15 protein-coding genes and 2 pseudogenes are annotated in these 17,142 nt (G+C 62.9%); 5 read left to right on the forward strand and 12 right to left on the reverse strand.

Features of this window, described 5'->3' with window-relative positions:
* Positions 1-22: 22 nt before the first annotated feature.
* A complete protein-coding gene (locus tag GBB14_RS01235) occupies positions 23-1,249 on the forward strand; it encodes an HRDC domain-containing protein (protein WP_192796081.1) in 1,227 nt (408 codons plus the stop codon).
* 16 nt (positions 1,250-1,265) lie between these two features.
* Here GBB14_RS01235 and GBB14_RS01240 read toward each other — a convergent pair whose 3' ends face one another.
* The 5 genes from GBB14_RS01240 to dut all read right to left on the reverse strand — a co-directional run bounded on the left by GBB14_RS01240 (position 1,266) and on the right by dut (position 7,011).
* Positions 1,266-2,108 carry a formate/nitrite transporter family protein gene (locus GBB14_RS01240; protein WP_192796082.1) on the reverse strand — a complete coding sequence of 281 codons (843 nt, stop codon included), beginning with the start codon at positions 2,106-2,108 and terminating at the stop codon, positions 1,266-1,268.
* A 58-nt stretch (positions 2,109-2,166) separates the two neighbouring features.
* Positions 2,167-4,125: a 1-deoxy-D-xylulose-5-phosphate synthase gene (gene dxs / locus GBB14_RS01245; RefSeq protein ID WP_151528632.1), complete on the reverse strand. Its 1,959-nt coding sequence runs from the start codon at positions 4,123-4,125 to the stop codon at positions 2,167-2,169.
* 226 nt (positions 4,126-4,351) lie between these two features.
* Positions 4,352-5,569, reverse strand: a complete 1,218-nt coding sequence (locus GBB14_RS01250; protein ID WP_225976571.1) for a class I SAM-dependent RNA methyltransferase — start codon at positions 5,567-5,569, stop codon at positions 4,352-4,354.
* Between the two features lie 18 nt (positions 5,570-5,587).
* Positions 5,588-6,502, reverse strand: a complete 915-nt coding sequence (locus tag GBB14_RS01255) for a DUF3710 domain-containing protein (protein WP_151528631.1) — start codon at positions 6,500-6,502, stop codon at positions 5,588-5,590.
* Between the two features lie 68 nt (positions 6,503-6,570).
* Positions 6,571-7,011 (reverse strand): dUTP diphosphatase, encoded by a 441-nt coding sequence (dut, locus tag GBB14_RS01260; RefSeq protein ID WP_370451574.1) that lies wholly within the window; start codon positions 7,009-7,011, stop codon positions 6,571-6,573.
* A gap of 170 nt (positions 7,012-7,181) precedes the next feature.
* Between dut and GBB14_RS01265 the strand changes: the two genes are divergently transcribed.
* A complete protein-coding gene (locus GBB14_RS01265) occupies positions 7,182-7,760 on the forward strand; it encodes a DUF3093 domain-containing protein (RefSeq protein WP_151528630.1) in 579 nt (192 codons plus the stop codon).
* Between the two features lie 113 nt (positions 7,761-7,873).
* Here the strand turns inward: GBB14_RS01265 and GBB14_RS01270 are convergent, their stop codons facing one another.
* Together GBB14_RS01270 and GBB14_RS01275 are read right to left on the reverse strand one after the other, a co-directional pair.
* Complete coding sequence (locus GBB14_RS01270; RefSeq protein ID WP_151528629.1) at positions 7,874-8,170, reverse strand: DUF4193 domain-containing protein; 297 nt, start codon at positions 8,168-8,170, stop codon at positions 7,874-7,876.
* 201 nt (positions 8,171-8,371) lie between these two features.
* Positions 8,372-9,229, reverse strand: a complete 858-nt coding sequence (locus tag GBB14_RS01275; protein WP_151528628.1) for an inositol monophosphatase family protein — start codon at positions 9,227-9,229, stop codon at positions 8,372-8,374.
* 192 nt (positions 9,230-9,421) lie between these two features.
* Here GBB14_RS01275 and ppgK point away from each other — a divergent pair, with 192 nt between their 5' ends.
* Together ppgK and GBB14_RS01285 are read left to right on the forward strand one after the other, a co-directional pair.
* Positions 9,422-10,174, forward strand: a complete 753-nt coding sequence (gene ppgK, locus GBB14_RS01280; protein WP_151528627.1) for a polyphosphate--glucose phosphotransferase — start codon at positions 9,422-9,424, stop codon at positions 10,172-10,174.
* Between the two features lie 332 nt (positions 10,175-10,506).
* Positions 10,507-12,153: an RNA polymerase sigma factor gene (locus GBB14_RS01285; protein WP_225976572.1), complete on the forward strand. Its 1,647-nt coding sequence runs from the start codon at positions 10,507-10,509 to the stop codon at positions 12,151-12,153.
* An 82-nt stretch (positions 12,154-12,235) separates the two neighbouring features.
* On the opposite strand, the gene GBB14_RS01290 is transcribed toward GBB14_RS01285, so the two are convergent.
* The 5 genes and pseudogenes from GBB14_RS01290 to GBB14_RS01305 form a co-directional block, all read right to left on the reverse strand.
* Positions 12,236-13,741 carry a DUF418 domain-containing protein gene (locus tag GBB14_RS01290; RefSeq protein ID WP_151528626.1) on the reverse strand — a complete coding sequence of 502 codons (1,506 nt, stop codon included), beginning with the start codon at positions 13,739-13,741 and terminating at the stop codon, positions 12,236-12,238.
* Between the two features lie 92 nt (positions 13,742-13,833).
* A complete protein-coding gene (locus GBB14_RS01295) occupies positions 13,834-14,445 on the reverse strand; it encodes a hypothetical protein (protein WP_151528625.1) in 612 nt (203 codons plus the stop codon).
* A gap of 177 nt (positions 14,446-14,622) precedes the next feature.
* Positions 14,623-14,796, reverse strand: a pseudogene (locus GBB14_RS10790) (ATP-dependent helicase); the annotation flags it as partial.
* A 125-nt stretch (positions 14,797-14,921) separates the two neighbouring features.
* Positions 14,922-16,347: pseudogene (locus tag GBB14_RS01300) on the reverse strand (DEAD/DEAH box helicase); the annotation flags it as partial.
* Positions 16,344-16,583, reverse strand: a complete 240-nt coding sequence (locus GBB14_RS01305) for a DUF3039 domain-containing protein (RefSeq protein ID WP_151528623.1) — start codon at positions 16,581-16,583, stop codon at positions 16,344-16,346. The pseudogene GBB14_RS01300 and the gene GBB14_RS01305, both read right to left, overlap by 4 nt.
* A 72-nt stretch (positions 16,584-16,655) precedes the next feature.
* Between GBB14_RS01305 and GBB14_RS01310 the strand changes: the two genes are divergently transcribed.
* A complete protein-coding gene (locus tag GBB14_RS01310) occupies positions 16,656-17,132 on the forward strand; it encodes a DUF3099 domain-containing protein (RefSeq protein ID WP_151528622.1) in 477 nt (158 codons plus the stop codon).
* Positions 17,133-17,142 lie beyond the last annotated feature (10 nt).

The following is a 17,142-nucleotide window of genomic DNA, read 5'->3' on the forward strand; positions in this document are numbered from 1 at the left end:
GACGCCAACCTCAGGAAGCACAGTGCAGCTTGACGAGCCACGAGACGGCCTGCCCCCTGTTCTCTCCACGCCCACTGAATTTCAGCACGCCGCGACTGACCTGGCTGCCGGTTCCGGCCCCATCGCTGTAGACACCGAGCGGGCCCAAACCTATCGCTTCGACGATCGTATTTTTCTGCTGCAGCTGCGCCGCGCGGGAGCGGGAACATTCCTCATCGCACCCGAGCGCCACCGCCGCGAGGTCGCGCGCATTCTTGGCCCCGTGCTCAACCCAGAAACGTGGATTCTGCACGCCGCCCACAATGATCTGCCCATGCTGCGCGAACTGGGGGTATATCCCCGCGGGCTCATCGACACCGAGATCGCTTCGCGTTTGCTCGGCCTGGACAAACCTAATCTCTCCTCCTCTCTCGAGCACTTCCTCGGCATTTCTCTTGCCAAGGGACATGGTCGAGAAAATTGGTCACGCTGGCCTTTGCCTTCCTCGTGGCGTAACTACGCAGCACTCGATGTCGAGCTGCTCATTGAGCTTGCGCAGGCCCAAGCACTGCAGCTTAAGGAGGCCGGAAAGAGCGAGTGGATGGCCCAAGAGTGCGCCCACATGCTCGAGTTATGCGATGTCGATTCCCCCTCCCCCAACTGGACCGAGGTCAAGGGCGTGGGCAAGGTCCGCAGCCGCAAACAGCTCGCCTATGTGCGCGAAATCTGGCTGGCGCGGCGCACCATTGCGAAAAAGCACGATCTGCCGCCCTTTAAGGTGCTCGCCAATCAGCTCGTGCTGGATCTGGCGCGGCGCCAACCGCGCAGCAAAAAAGAGCTGAAGGATGCGGTGCAGCCGCAGCGGCGGCTCAAAGATCTCCCCCAGCGGGTACGCATGGAGTTAATTGATGAGCTCAGCATGGGGCTCGGCCGTGCCCGCTCTATGAAGAAGGACAGCTGGCCGCAGCGCCCCAGCGATGGCCCCCGCCCTCCCGAGTATTGGGTGAAAAAAAGTGATCCCCTCTACAGGGCGAGCCTGCAGGCCGTGCGCGAGGATCTCGACGATCTGGGCCAGGAGTTGCACCTCGATCGGAGTCTGCTTATCGACGCCCGCGCGATGAAAAAGATCGTCGCGCACAGCGTGAATATCGGCCCCCTCGATGATTCCATCCTAGATGCGGACTATCAGCGCTTCGGGGTGCGCCCCTGGCAGCAGGAGCTCACCCGCGCCGTATTCCACCGGCACCTCCAGGCCTCGAGCAACTACTAGTTACGGCCGGCCCGGCTTAGGACTGATCGGCTGCGCCAGCGCGCCAGCCGCGCAGGACGCGCGGCATGGTGGTGAGCATGAGACCGCCGAGCACGTTGAGCGGGATCACCCACCACACCCAGCCGAGCCAGGCGAGGAAGCTCACCTCCGGTGCGCCGGAGAAGATCGCGCCAAAGATGATGATGGAATCCAAGACCGAGTGAAAGAGCGGCGGACCGGCAAGGAGGAAAGCGCCGGCGACAGCGGCGGCAATCGTGGTGGCGCCGTCTTGGGAACCCACCTGCATGCGCGTCATCAAGGTGATAGCCCCGCCGGCAAGAAATGCCAAGGCCACTCCCTGCACACTCAGTCCGGTTTCGAGGAAGCTGTGCGCGCTCTCGGCCATGGTGCCGTGCAATTCCGGCAGGGCCAGCTGCACCAACCAAATGGAGAAGGCACCGCCTAAGAAGTTGGTCACCAGGGTGATCGACCACATGCGCAGCACCTCCCACCAGCTGCCCTTGCCGGCGGCGACGGCCACGACGGGATAGTAGAAGCCTTCGGTGAACAGATCAGAGTGGGCCAAGAGCAGGGCCACAAAGCCGATGGAGAAGGCCAAGGCCGCCAATAAGTGACTGCCCGTTTCATGCAAGGTCAGCAGGTAGGCCAGCACACCGAAGGTGATCTCGACACCACCCAATAAACCCGTGGCTGTCATCACCCGCCAGGAGCGCTGCAGGCGTTCCGCGCCCGTGGCGGCGGCATCGACATAGGCGTCGATGATCTCTTCTTCGAGACTTTCCCCGCCACGGGCGTGCTCCGCCTGATTATGCTCTTTGAGCTGCCGTTTTTTTAATTCAGAGTTTTCTTTCTCAGCCACGAGCTCACAGTATAGGTGGCGTGCGGAGAAAGTGATAAGCGCCCCGCGTGGGGGTGGGCTAGCTGTCGGCGGAGTCGGCGTCTACGTCGGTGTCCGATCCGGGGTTCTCCGCGCCGCTCACGGTGGCGCCAATGCCGTCGAGCCAGCCACGGGTGGAGGCGGCGATGCCGTTGGCATCGAGGCCGATCTCCTCCATGATTTCGTTACGGGAGGCATGCAACAAGAAGCGCTGCGGTACGGCCGCGTGCCGGGTGGGCACATCCACCTCGGCGGCGTTGAGGGCCTGGGCGACGCTGGATCCCACTCCACCGTGGACCACACCGTCTTCGATAGTGACCACGAGGTCGTGATCGGCGGCCAGCCCGATGAGCGAGGCCGGCACGGGGATCACCCAGCGCGGGTCGACCACCATGGTCGATACCCCTTCCTCCTCGAGGGCACGGGCGGCGTCGAGGGCCGCATGGGCCATCGGGCCCACGGCGATGAACAGCACCTTGGGGGCGTCGTTGTGCTCATCGTCGTGATAGCGCAGTACATCTACCCCATCGCTGAGCGTGCCGACGGCGTCGAGCTGCGGTGGGCGCGCCCCCTTGGGGAAACGCACCACGGTGGGGCCGTCGCTGATAGCGAGGGCCTCGCGGAATTGCTCGCGCAGCTGCTGCGCGTCACGGGGCGCGGCGAGCCTCAGCCCTGGGACGATGCCGGTGACTGCCATGTCCCACACGCCATTGTGGCTGGGCCCGTCCGAGCCGGTCACTCCCGCCCGGTCGAGCACAAAGGTGGCGGGCTGCTTCAGCAGCGCCACATCCATCAGGAGCTGATCGAACGCCCGGTTGAGGAAGGTGGAATAGATGGCTACCACCGGGTGTGTCCCACCGAGCGCCAGCCCCGCTGCGGAGGTGGTGGCATGCTGCTCGGCGATACCCACATCAAAGAAACGATCGGGGAACATCTCGCCGAATTCGGCCAAGCCGGTGGGCCCCGCCATAGCGGCGGTGATGGCCACAATATCGGTGCGCTCTTGGCCGGCCTTGATCAATTCTTCGCTAAAGATCTTGGTCCAGCCCGGCGCGGATTTAGCCAATGGCTCGCCCGTGGTGGGGTCGATGGCGCCGGTGGAGTGCATGAGATCGGCCACGTTGGCTTCGGCGGGCGCATAGCCGCGGCCCTTTTCCGTGACCATGTGCACGATCACCGGCTTGTCGTACTCCTTGGCGTATTTCAGCGCGGAGTTCACCTGCTCTTGATCGTGGCCGTCCACAGGACCCACATATTTGATTCCCATTTCGGGAAAGAGCACGGTGGGCAGCACGGCGTCCTTGAGCCCCTCCTTGACGGCGTGCATGGTGGTAAAGGCGCGGCGGCCCACCCAGCCCATGTTCTTCAGGGTGGATTTGCCCTGTTCCATGACGCGATCATAGAAGGGCTGCATGCGCAGTTCGGCGAGATTATTGGCGAAGCCGCCGATGGTGGGTGAATAGCTGCGGCCGTTGTCATTGACCACGATCACTAGGTTGCGGTCATTATCCGCGGCGACGTTGTTCAATGCTTCCCAGCACATGCCGCCGGTAAGCGCGCCATCGCCAACGACGGCGACTACACAGCGGTCCGTGTCTCCCTGCAGGGTGAAGGCCTTGGAGAGGCCATCGGCCACGGAAATCGATGCCGAGGCGTGGGAGGATTCGGTCCAGTCGTGCTCGGATTCTCCGCGATCGGTGTAGCCGGAGAGACCACCCTTTTGGCGCAGGGTGTCGAAATCATCGCGGCGCCCAGTGAACATCTTGTGCACATAGGACTGGTGCGAGGTATCGAAGATGAGCGGGTCGTGCGGCGAGTCGAATACATAGTGCAAACCGATGGTCAGCTCCACCACGCCGAGATTGGGCCCAAGATGGCCGCCGGTTTGGGAGACGTGCTGGATCAGGAATTCCCGAATCTCGCGCGCCAGCGCCTTTTGGCCGGCGATGGTTAATGCCTTGACGTCATCCGGAGTCGAGATGTGTTCCAAGAACCCCATGGATCGGTCTTCCTTTCAAAAGATCTCGGCGCCGTGTTCGGCCGTGGCACAGCGAAGGTGCCCACAGTGTGCTTCCACGTCCGCGAGGCTCACATGGTGCCCTCGGCGGGGCTCATGGTGCGGTGAACATACGCGAACTCACGCGCGGGCCGCAAGGCCGCGGTTTCATTCCTGTCTATTGTACTAGGCAGCTCCGCTCGGGTTGCCGAGCGGTAGCCGCGTGCCTTTAGCGTGCGGAGTCACGCCCGATGGTGTCGCTCTCCGCTGCGGCGGGGCGCAGCAGTGCGATGCTCTCGCAATGGTGGGAGCCGGGGAAGGCATCCACCACGCTGAGCTGCTCCACGCTATAGCCGCGCTCGGCCCATCGCGCGAGGTCGCGGGCGAAGGTAGCGGGGTCACAGCCGATATGCACCACAGCTCGGGGGCGGCGGGCGGCCGTGCCGGTGATCACTGCCTCTGCCGCGCCGATGCGGGGCGGATCAAGCACCACCACATCGGGATCGGGCAGCACGCCCGCGGTGGTGACGGCCTCGGCGCAATCACGATGGTGAAAATGCACGCCCGCGTCTTGGGAGAAGGCACGCCGACCGCATTCGGCGGCATGCTCGGCGAGCTCGACCGAGTGCACCTCGCGCCCGGAGTCACCGCGGAGTGGATCCACAAAGAGACCAACACCGCCGTAGAGATCCCACGCGACGTCTCCGCCGATATCGGCGAGGGCCTCGGCGATGAGGCGCTGATAGGTCTCTGGCGCCCGCTGGTGGGCTTGCCAGAAGGCGTCGGCGGGGAGGGTGAATGTCCTCCCGCCGATGGTTTCTTGAGCCTGGCCACTGCCCAGCAGCACCCGCCCTTTCGCCATCGCGTGCACCTGCCCCGCGCTATCGAGGCAGACACTGAGCTCTCTGGCTCGGGGCGCGGTGAGCGCGGAGATCGCGTCGTGAAGCTGCGGCGCAAAAGCCGAGCAGCGGTGATCGTGCACCACCTCGTGGGAGCCGCGGCGGCGCACGCCGATGCGGCCGTGGCGGTCCACGCCGAGCCGGGCGCGGATGCGCCAGCTAGTATCCATCCCCAGATCGATGGTGGTGACCTGCTCTGGGGCGTCGAGTTTCGCCAGCCGGCGCAGCTGCTCAAGCACAATGCCGGTTTTGGTCTCCGCCTCCACGGCGGGGTCGAGATAGGCGAAGTCGCAGCAACCGCCGCCCTGAGCGGCCGCGGGACAGCGGGCCTCCACCCGGTCCGGCCCAGGGTTAAGCACCTGCAGCACGCGCGCCCGCAGGAAGCGTTTTTTCGCCTGGGTGATCTCTACCTCGAGCTCATCGCCGATCACGCTATCGCGAACGAAGACGATGCGGTGATCATCGTCTGCGTCGCAGAGCTGAGCGATCGCTTCGCCGCCATGGGCCATGCGCATTACCTGCACGCTCACGCGGGAGCCTTTAAGCACGTCGAGCACTATAAGAACCTAGTTATCCTTGTTCAGCTCTTTGATCTGCTGCACACCGCTACCGGGCTCAGACTCCTCGGGGGAGGGCACCTGCGGCTCGCCGCCCGCAGCGGGCTGCTGCGGCTGCGCCTGTTGGGGCTGTTGGGCGGCACCGCTGTTCTGCTGGGCCATGTTGTATTGCGCCAGCGCCTGGGCTGCCTGCCGCTGCTGGTTCTGCTGCTGCGCCTGCTGGGCGTCATTCTTACGCTTGACCATGGCGTCTTGTACCTGGGCGACGAGCTGCTCCGGCAGCACGACGGGCAAAGAGGTGCCGGCCATCATCGGCTGATCGCCGCGATAAACGAAGGTGCGGGCGAGCACATCACGGGCGAGATCGCGCAGATCATCGGCGCGATCCTTGGGGCCGACGAGCGTGGTGCGCAGCATCCAGCGGGGGCCATCGCAGCCGATCATGCGGATCTGGGCCTGGTCGGTCACACCGACGAGCTCGGTACCCCACGGGCCGTCCTCGGCGTGCACCGCGAGTCCATCGTTTTCCATTCCGGCGCGGATCTCATCGATCACAGTGGGCCACTGGGGCTGGGATGCGGCGGCGGCAAAGCCCACCGGGGTGATGCGGCCGTGCTCGGTAACGATGTGGAGCATGCGGGGGCCGTTCTCCCCCATCTCCACCTGCACTTGGCTGGGCTTGGGCAGGGCGATCTTCATCGAACCCAGATCCAAGGTGCCCACAGAGAAATCAGAGAAGTCGAATTCCTCGATATCGACACTCTGGCCATCGAAGGGGCCATACTCTTCGCCGGTGGCACTGCTATCGGAATCAACCGCGGAGTCACCATAGGCGCCGTCGGGCTGCTCGGTGGCGGTGGCGTGGGCCTCCGTCTCCTCAGCTGCTGCGTGCTTCTCTTCGTTCTTCTTGCCAAATGGCCACATGGGCGTCACTACCTAACGTTTATTCGGGTCTCTTGCTATAGGGGTACTACTTTTGCCGAGCCTACTATTTAATTCAGCCCTGTCGAACCATAGCCGCCGGTGCCACGAACGGTGTCGTCGAGTTCCTCCACTTCCTCGAAATCCACCAGCTCGACCTTTTGAATCACCAGCTGGGCGATGCGCATCCCGCGGGTGACCGCAAAACTCTCGTGGGGATCGTGATTAATCAGGCAGACCTTGATTTCGCCGCGATAGTCTGCGTCGATAGTGCCTGGGGTATTGACCACGGAGATGCCATGTTTCGCACCGAGTCCAGAGCGCGGATGAATTAGCCCCACATATCCCAGCGGCAGCGCCAGAGCGATGCCGGTGGCGATGAGCGCGCGCTCCCCTGGCGCCAGGGTGAGAGAGTCTGCTGCATAGAGATCCACCCCAGCGTCGCCGCGGTGGGCTCGAGTGGGCAAGGGCAAGTCGGGATCCAGTCGCTTGATCTTAAACACAGCACACAGCCTAGTCCTTCCGTCCCTGAACACCCGAAGAGGCAGCGGGTCGATGGACCGCGGCTCTAGCACCTAGCCGCGGACGTTAAGGACCGTGATCAGCGGCGCAGCATGAGCCTTGGGCGCAGCTCAGCGCCACCGCAGCGTAGGAAATACTGAGTACATACTGAGAGGAAATTATGAGTGGTGAGGCTAAGTTGGACGTGGTGATAACTGCACTACACTCTAAGGATGTGACTACGTCTACGGAGAAGCGCGCCGCGACCCTCTACCGCGAACGGCAATGGGTTCCGTGGTACTGGTGGGTCCTTGCACTCACGATGGTGACAGTGTTCTGCCTGCAGTTGATGTTCAACCGCAATGTCTGGTGGTTCATCATCCCCGAGATCATTCTGGGTGCCGCAGTGATCTGGTACCTGTGGTGGATCTCCTCGACCATCGTGGTGGTGGAAGAAGACGCCGATGGGGTGCGGTGGCTCAGCACTGATGGTGCTTCCCTGCCGCACACTGTGGTGGATCGCTCCTTGGCCGTGCCCGCCTCCGCGAAGCAAAACGCCATGGGCCGCCAGCTGGATCCGGCAGCCTATTTGGTCTCCCACGGCTGGGTGCCCCAAATGGTGATGTTGGTGCTGGATGATAGCGACGATCCCACCCCCTACTGGCTCATCAGCTCCAAGGACCCGGCCGCCGTCCTCGAAGCCTTCGTGCCGGACCAGGCCGAGACCGCCACCGCGCCGCTACGCCGCGGGCAGCGCTAGCACCGCCAGGTCCGCAGCACGCATAACGCCGACGATGAAAGATTCTCATCGCCGGCGTTTGTTGTCGATACAGGGCGGTGCTTATCGACGCATCCCTGCTGGCTCTCTCCGTGCTAGGCGCAGTCGAGACAGATTTCGGAGCCATCGGACTCCACGTGAGACATACGGTTGCGCTTCTGCACGAGAAAGCAGCTCCCGCAGGTGAACTCGTTTTCCTGACGAGGCTTGACGTCCACGTTGAGCTCTTCGCCGGACAGATCCAGTGCCGGAAGCTCAAAGGGCTCCACGATCTCGCCATCATCATCAATATTCGAGGAGCTGGTATCAGCGGCGGCCTTCAGGCTTTCCAAAGAATCCGCGTCAAGCTCGTCTTCAACTCGGCCGCGTGGAGCGTCGTAATCAGTAGCCATGGGAAACTTCCTTGTGTGTCTCGGGCTAGACGGTCAGGTCACACTTCTGGCGAGTTCCATACGCGTTTGAAGGGGTGAACAGGTGGTGAACTCGCTATCGACGCGCATACTAAAACACATACTGAGCTTTGTCACCTTCCCACTCGGACACATTCGGCACACCCCACCCCCGTTTCCGTAGCTGAGCACAGATTCAGCAGCTCACCGCTCATTCTTGGCGGCGTCGACCACCCCCGCTAATTGAGCCGCAACGCCCGGCTGGGCCGCAAGAACTAGTGCGTTATCGGCGCTAGAGGTAGACAGCGGCGGACAGTCCACCGTGGCACCCGCCTCCCGCGCGATGAGCATGCCGGCCGCATAGTCCCAGGCATTCAAACCGCGCTCATAGTAGGCATCAACCGTGCCCGCGGCGACGGCCACCAGGTCCAAGGCGGCCGAGCCCATGCGGCGAATATCGCGCACCTGCGGTAGCAGAGTGGCCAACACCGCGGCTTGTTCGGCACGGCGCTCGGCGGAATAGGAAAACCCGGTGGCTACCAGCGCGGTGGCCAGATGGGCGCTATCCCCGCACTGCAGCGGGCGAGGGTGCTGCGAGGTGGCGTCGTCACGCATCTCAGCACCGAGCCCCACCCCGGCGCTTGCGCATGCCCCAGTCGCCACGTTGAGCACGGCCCCAGCCACCACCTCACCATCGATGGCGGCGGCAATGGACACCGCGTACTGCGGCAGGTTGTAAAGGAAGTTCACGGTGCCGTCGATGGGATCGACAATCCACACCACCCCCGTGGCGCTGCGTTTTTGGGCGCCTTCCTCGCCGATGAGGCCATCGCCTGGGCGCAACTGCTCCAAGCGGGTGGCAATGAACTCTTCGCTTGTCTCGTCCACGATCGTCACCGGATCCACGGCCGAGGACTTGGTGCGGGTAACCGCCCGGAGATCTCCGCCGAACTCGGCTCGGGTGCGCATAATCACCTCGCGGGCCTCATAGGCCACGGTGATCGCGGTGCGGCGCAGCTCGTGAACAGTATCAGTACTTAAGGTGTGCGATGTGGCAGTCATGGTCTCTATTGTGCACCTCGGGCGCCCTGGCGGCTCAGGCCGTGAGTGAGCGCTGCGGTGGCTAAGAGAATCTCGCCTCGTCCACACGGCCGTGGAGATTCGGCGCGCGGCGGGCAGAAGCGCTGGCAGAGCGGCTGCGGTAGAAGGGTGACCACCGCTGCAGCATGGGAGCCGTTTTGTAAGATGGTGGCTATGACGCGCACAGGTTTTGGTATTGACATCGGCGGCTCGGGCGTGAAAGGCGCCAAGGTTGACCTTGACACGGGTGAATTTATTGGCGATCGCCTCAAAATAGCGACTCCGCAGCCAGCAACTCCGGAGGCAGTGGCCGAGGTTGTCGCCGAGATCGTCGCCCACTTCGAGTGGACCGGGCCGGTGGGAATTACCGTTCCTGCCATCGTGAAAAATCAGGTGGCGCTGTCCGCCGCCAATATCGATCCCTCGTGGATCAACACGGACGTCTCGGATCTTTTCTCCCGCCACATCGATAACGAGCAGATCGTGGTACTCAATGACGCCGACGCCGCCGGGCTGGCCGAGGTGCGCTATGGCGATGAGCGCGCCCGCGAAGGTGCCGCCATCCTGCTAACCATCGGCACCGGCATTGGCTCCGCCATGCTTGTCGACGGCAAGCTCTTCCCCAACACCGAGCTGGGGCACATGAACGTGGGCAAGAAGGAAGCCGAGCAGCTCGCCTCCTCTGCGGCGAAGGACCGGGAGGAATTGTCCTATAAGAAGTGGAGCAAGCGCGTGAGCAAGGTGCTCAACGAGTACGAGCGCCTGCTCAACCCGTCCATCTTCATTGTCGGCGGTGGCATTTCCCGCAAGGCCGATAAATGGGTGCCGCTATTGACCGTGAACACCCCCGTGATCCCCGCCCAGCTGCGTAACCGAGCCGGTATCGTGGGCGCGGCCCTCGCGGCCGAGGACAACATCACTCCTTAAGCGTAGCTCCCCACGCTGCCCCGCCAGTACCACGCTTAGGGGGTGGGGCTAGTGGCAGTACGTGGGGATACTTCTATATACTGGGCGGTTGTTCTTAACCGAGGCCGAATCACGGCCTCTCTTTGCGCCGCTGGTACGCACTACCGGCTAGCGTTTTCGCTGGCCACTAGGGCGAAACCGGCGGTTGCGTTGCTTAGTGATTCAGCGACACCACCCCATGGCGTCGCCGGCACTGCACAACCGCACACGAAGACACAGCGCTCGACACACCGCACGCTTCGGGGAGATCTCCGAGGTGTCAAGACGAGCGAGACAGACGAGAAAGGGCGTACGTGGCAGCCACTGATCCTTCGGACACCGGCACTCCGGCCGAGGCTGGTTCCAAAGCAACAACTGGGCGTGATAATGCCACGGGAGGCACGACTGTGAAGAAGGCAACCGCTAAGAAGGTCGCACGCAAGGCAGCACGCAAGGCAGCCCCGCGCGCGGCCCGCACCGCTGACACCTCGACCCCAGCAGACACGACAGCCACACGTAGCAAGGCAACCGCCCCCGCATCGAGTTCGACCGCCGGCGAGACCACGGACGCCCCCACCGCCGCGAAAGCGACGAAGAAGGCAGCCAAGAAGACCGCAAAAAAGACCGCAAAAAAGACCGCTCGCAAGGCCGCGAAGAAGACCGCCAAGAAAACGGCCAAGAAGACCGCAAAAAAGACGGCCAAGAAGACAACTAATAAGACAACCAAGCCAACAGCGAAAAAGTCGACGCGCAAGGCCACCGCTGCGGAAAAGGTTGTGGTGGATGAGGATCTCGAGGACGATCAGCTCCACGAGCAGGACGTAGACACCGATCTCGACGATGCCGATGTGGACTACGATCCGGATAGCCCCAGCGAGGACGACGAGCCCTTCGCCGACGCCGATACCGATACCGACTCCGAGGACGACAGCGCCGAGGACGAGGAAGATGACGGCTCCTCGGTGTGGGATGAGGACGAGTCCGCAGCCCTGCGCCAGGCCCGTAAGGATGCAGAGCTCACCGCCTCGGCTGACTCGGTGCGCGCCTATCTGAAGCAGATCGGTAAGGTGGCGCTGCTCAACGCCGAGCAGGAGGTCTCGCTCGCCAAGCGCATCGAGGCCGGTCTCTATGCCACCCACCGTCTTGAGCAGCTGACTGAGGCCTATGCCCAGGGCGATAAGGACGCCAAGCTCACCCCAGCTATGAAGCGCGACCTGCGCTCCATTGCCCGCGATGGCCGCAAGGCCAAGAACCACCTGCTGGAGGCCAACCTCCGCCTGGTGGTGTCTTTGGCGAAGCGCTATACCGGCCGCGGCATGGCCTTCTTGGACCTCATCCAGGAAGGCAACCTGGGCCTAATTCGCGCCGTCGAAAAATTCGACTACACCAAGGGCTACAAGTTCTCCACCTACGCCACGTGGTGGATCCGGCAGGCCATTACCCGCGCCATGGCCGATCAGGCCCGCACCATCCGTATCCCGGTGCACATGGTGGAAGTGATTAACAAGCTGGGCCGTATCCAGCGTGAGCTGCTGCAGGATCTGGGTCGCGAACCTACCCCGCAGGAGCTGGCGAAGGAAATGGACATCACCGAGGACAAGGTGATGGAGATCCAGCAGTACGCCCGCGAGCCGATCTCGCTGGACCAGACCATTGGTGATGAGGGCGATAGCCAGCTCGGTGACTTCATCGAGGATTCCGAGGCGGTCGTAGCCGTGGATGCGGTGTCCTTCACCTTGCTGCAAGACCAGCTGCAGGACGTGCTGCACACGCTCTCCGAGCGTGAGGCCGGCGTGGTGCGCTTGCGCTTCGGGCTGACCGATGGCATGCCGCGCACCCTCGACGAGATCGGCCAGGTCTATGGCGTGACCCGCGAACGCATCCGCCAGATCGAGTCCAAGACCATGTCGAAGCTGCGCCACCCCTCTCGCTCTCAGGTCCTGCGCGACTACCTCGACTAGACGCCCGCCTAAGATCAACGACTACGGCCCCTGCTGCTACTACGCAGCGGGGGCCGTAGTTGTGTGTTCGAAGCTTATAACACTAGGGCGTAGCTGGCCCCGAATCGCGCCTCTCTGGCTGCCCAGCGTCGCTGCGGGGCTGCTCCGGCTGCGTCTGGGACTGGTGGCTGAAACGTGGCGGCAGCACCGGTGGCGCCGGTGGCTGCTGCCCAGGCGCTGCTGGGCTACCAGCGGCCATCGCCCCCTGCGGCGGGACGCCGGGATGAGGCTGCGGGTGGCGGGCCCAATAGTCTGCAGCCAACCCCTGCTTGCCATAAGCCATGCGGCGGTGCAGCGTTTCGAGCGGGCCACGGCGCCCCATGAGCTGCAGCGCATAGGCTCCAAGGACCGTCACCGCCCAGATCGCCGCCGCCAAGCTGGTGGCCACGGCGGCACCGTCGCTCTGCCCCCAGCCCAGCCCATAAGAGGCGACGAAGATGGTAGCGAGGAGGGACTGGGCCACATATCCGGACATCGAACGCTGCCCCAGTGCCACCACTGGCGCGATCCACACCGGTAGTGCGCGCTCATAGCTCATGCCCTGCGCCGTCTTTTCCGTGATTCGGCGCTGTATCGGGGCGCAGGCGAGAACGATAATCGCCACGATGCCCGGTCCGGTGATCACACCAAAGCCAGTGTTGAGCACCATCCACGTCGCGAGACTCTCCTCGTTGCCCACTACGCCGATCGCGTTGAGCCCCATAGGCAGCCCCACCGCAAGCATCACCGCGATGCCCGCAGCCGCCGCTATCCAGAGCGTGCGCCGGTGCTCCTCTGGATGGGTGAGCACCCCGCGGCGTGCCCAGACGAATCCGAGCAGCATCAAGGGAAAGAGCATGGGGATCTCGGTACCCAGGTTCAGCGGCTGCAGCACCAGGAATAGCGCGCCGCCGCCGAGCTGAGAAAGATAGCTGTCGAGGAAGTTCGAGGCGAGCGGCATTCCACCCGATGCCGTGGTCTCGGGGCCGAAGAGATCAAACTGGGAATCGGCAATCATTAAGACAATGGCGATAATCAGATTGCCTATCATCCACATTGCCGATAACACCCCGGCGATAATGAGCAGGGTTTTATCCCGGAAGTTAATCATCAATGCCAGCAATGCCCCGCCTATGCCATAAAAGACCATGATGTCGCCGAAGTAGAGAAACACCATATGCACGGCGCCGAAGATAGCGAGCCACACATAGCGCATCGCGATGGTTCTGCGGGCTGCGCCAAGTGGGTAGCGTCGTCGAGCCAAAGACATGGCGATCAGACCGACGCCGAATCCCAGCATGGTGGAAAACATCGGCAATCCGCGCACGTGGGCCAACATGGATCCAGCGACCACAGCGACCTTATCCGCCGTAGAGCCATCCACCACTCCCCCGAGTTCTTGGACGTTGGCCCGAGCAGGTCCAGCAAGCCACGTGGTGGTGAGGTTCGCGATCGCAATGCCTAAAAGGGTGAATCCCCGGGCGAGATCGGGGGCGAGCATGCGCACTGTCGCCGCGCTGCGCAGGGGTGGATCTGTCGGAGAGGACGCCGCAGTAGTCGGGGTACTCATCGCTGGTGACGCTCTTTCTACTTCCTCGAAGATGGGGGGTTTGGAAATAAGAAAAGCCGCGTGAGACGGACTCACGCGGCTGCTTTACGTGATTATTGATTCATGTAGTTCTCGATACAGGTTTCCATCTGATCCTCGGGAACATTCTGGCATTCTTCCACAACACCGCTGAGGAGGGTACCGAAGAAGATCGTGATCACGGCGACAATGACCAGCAGCAGCACGGAGATGACCACCGAAATGATGGACATGGTCACGCGGCGCTTCGGCCCCTGCATCTTGCGGCCCTTCACCCACGCGATAATGCCCAGCACGATGCCGGCAATGGCGAGGAATGGCGCAACCACTAGACCAACGACGGTGGCCGCGAGAACCACGGCCGCGATGGACACGCCCAGTGCCCACGGAGCGATCTTGTTTACCTGCTCCACGGGATAGCCGTAGTGGCCGCCGGGGTGAGCGCCCTGGTCAGAGTACCCACCCTGATTGGGATACGCGCCCTGATTGGGGTAGCCGCCCGGGCCGGGATAACTGCCCTGCGTGGGATAGCCACTGGGATAGCCACTCTGGTCCGTCTGGCCGGAGTTCTGCACATCCCCAGAGAAGGAGTCACTCGAATTCGGCATCCGGTGCTGTGGCTGGTTATTCGGCCACTCGCCATCCTGCCAAGCGTTGTTGGAGTTGCGATCGTTGTTGTCTGTCATATGAGTGTTGTCCTTCCAGACTGTATGCGGCCCTAGCGACGGGAGTACTTCTGAGAAACTATTCCACCTAGGGCACTGTTATCTGCAAAAGTTTATCATTGCCTCAGCATCGCGATGGCATATTCACATTAATCGCAGCTCCACACTCGGGCCCAGCGGGCTCCAGCTGAACGGGGATTACCACTGGCGCAAGAAATTAATACGCGCCCGCAGCTGTTCCGCCGAACACAATGCCGTGGGTGGGCCGCCGCAGGCTCGCCGCGCTTCATTATGAATAGCGCCGTGCGGCCGGCCCGTGCGCGAACTCGTAATGGAGACCACCGCATTAAGCTGCTTGCGCAGCTCGGGGATGAGAGCGGCGTCCTCATCCGAGTTTGCTGTGCTGCGTGTCGACGCCTGCTCGCTGCCCTGCATTCGCTCTGCCGACGAGGACGATGTCACCGGATGAGCGGCGGACTGCGCGGACTGGGACATCTCCTCGGCTTGGCGTTTTTTCAGCAGCTGCCGCATCTGCTCGGCATCGAGCAGCCCTGGGAGGCCGAGATAATCTTGCTCCGCCTCCCCGATGCTGGCGGTGCCATAGGTAGAGCCGTCGAAAATGAGCGAGTCCAACTCGGCCTCGGCGCCAAGAGACTGGTAGGAGGGATCCTCCTCGCCGGGCTCGTTCTTTTCTTTATTGGCCTCGGCGAGCAGCTCATCATCCCAGCCCTCCTTGGGCCGGTCGGGCTTGCCCAGCACGTGATCGCGGGAGACCTCGAGCTTTGCGGCCAGGTCGAGCAGCACGGGCACGGAGGGCAAAAACACCGAGGCGTTTTCGCCCGGCATGCGCGAACGCACGAAACGCCCGATCGCCTGAGCGAAGAACAGCGGCGTGGAGGCCGAGGTGGCATAGACGCCCACCGCGAGGCGCGGCACGTCCACGCCCTCGGAGACCATACGCACCGCCACCATCCACTCATCGGTGGAATTGGAGAATTCCTCGATGCGTTCGGAGGCCCCTGCTTCATCGGAGAGCACCACCGTCACCGGCGTGGAGGAGAGTTTTTCCAGGGCGCGGGCATAGGCGCGTGCCGCAGTTTTATTGGAGGCGATCACCAGCCCGCCGGCATCCGGCATGTTCAGACGCAGCTGGCCCAACCGGGTGTGCGCCGCCTGCAGCACCGCGGGGATCCAATCCCCCTTCGGGTCGAGGGCGGTGCGCCAGGCGCGGGCGGTCTGCTCCGCGTTCAGTGGCTCGCCGAGCCGGGCAGCGTATTCCTCGCCGGCACTATCGCGCCAGCGGGCCTCGCCCGAATAGGCCAAGAACACCACCGGGCGCACCACGCCATCACGCAACGCATTGGAGTAGCCATAGGTGTAATCCGCCGCCGATTTCAGGTTTCCTTCGCCATCGTCTTCGTAGCGCACGAAGGGGATGGCGGCATCGTCGGAGCGGAAGGGGGTACCCGTGAGGCACAGCCGCCGCTCCGCGTCGCGGTAGGCGGTGGCGATGCCATCGCCCCAGCTTTTCGCGTCGCCACCGTGGTGCACCTCGTCCAGAATCACCAAGGTGCGCTTATTGGTGGCCAGTTGATAGTGCTTATAGGGGTGCATGGCCACCTGGGCATAGGTGACTACGATCCCCTGATAGGAGGGGTTAATCGCGCCGCTATTGGAGAAGGCGGGATCTAAGATGATGCCATTACGTTGCGCCGAGCCCGCCCACTGCACCTTGAGGTGTTCGGTAGGAACAACCACAATCACGCGATCTACCGTGCGCTTATTGAGCAGCTCTGTAGCGAGCCGCAGCGCGAAGGTGGTTTTACCGGCACCCGGGGTTGCGACCGCAAGGAAGTCCTTGGGCTGGGTGCGCTCATATTTGGTGAGGGCGGCCTGCTGCCAGGCGCGAAGGTTAGCACTCACTTGCGGCGCAGACCTCGGAAAATCTGCTCGCAGTCGGGGCACACGGGAGAACCCGGCTTGGCTTGCTTGGTCACGGGAAAGGTCTCCCCGCACAGGGCCACAACCATTTTGCCGCTCACGGCGGAGTCGACAATCTGATCCTTCTTCACGTAGTGGAAGAACTTCGGCGTGTCGTCGTCGGTGCCGGTGTTCTCCCTGATGTCGGGACGCTCGATGGTAGTTGTCTGAGTACTCACCTGAAACATCATGCCCGAAAAGTGTCGTCTTCTCATCCTGCCCCGTAGGAGGAAGGGCTAGGCTTGAACACGATGACTGAAGATGAGGGAAACGTTGCTGAACCGGCCGAGGATCGCTCGGCCGAGGAGACGGCGTTGACACGCGGCCGCCTCAGCGCTCTGCGACGCCGCATGCGCAAAGCAGAGCTCATCACTGATGCCCGCCGCACCCCAGCGCAAAACTATCGCCACCGTAAAACCGTGTACGCGATTTTGCAGGGCTCCCGTATTCCTTTTTTGTTCCTCAGCGCCGCCACCTATTTCTTTTGGGAGAATATGGTGGTCTCCGGTGTGCTCTTTGTGATCTCTACCCTGCTGCCGTGGGTGGCGGTGGTGATTGCCAATGGCGCCGGCGAGCCGGAAGATAAGCGGCATCCGCGCCAGTACAAACCGGAGGTGCGCCGCGCCCAGCGTGCCGCCGAGCATCAGGCGCTGAACCAGCATTCTTCGCGCCGTGAGCTGAGCTCGGGCACCGGCGAGTACATCATTATTGACGCAGACGACGACTAGACAAGGCCTT

It is taken from the genome of Corynebacterium sp. 51B, assembly GCF_008930785.1.
Lineage (GTDB): Bacteria > Actinomycetota > Actinomycetes > Mycobacteriales > Mycobacteriaceae > Corynebacterium > Corynebacterium megadyptis.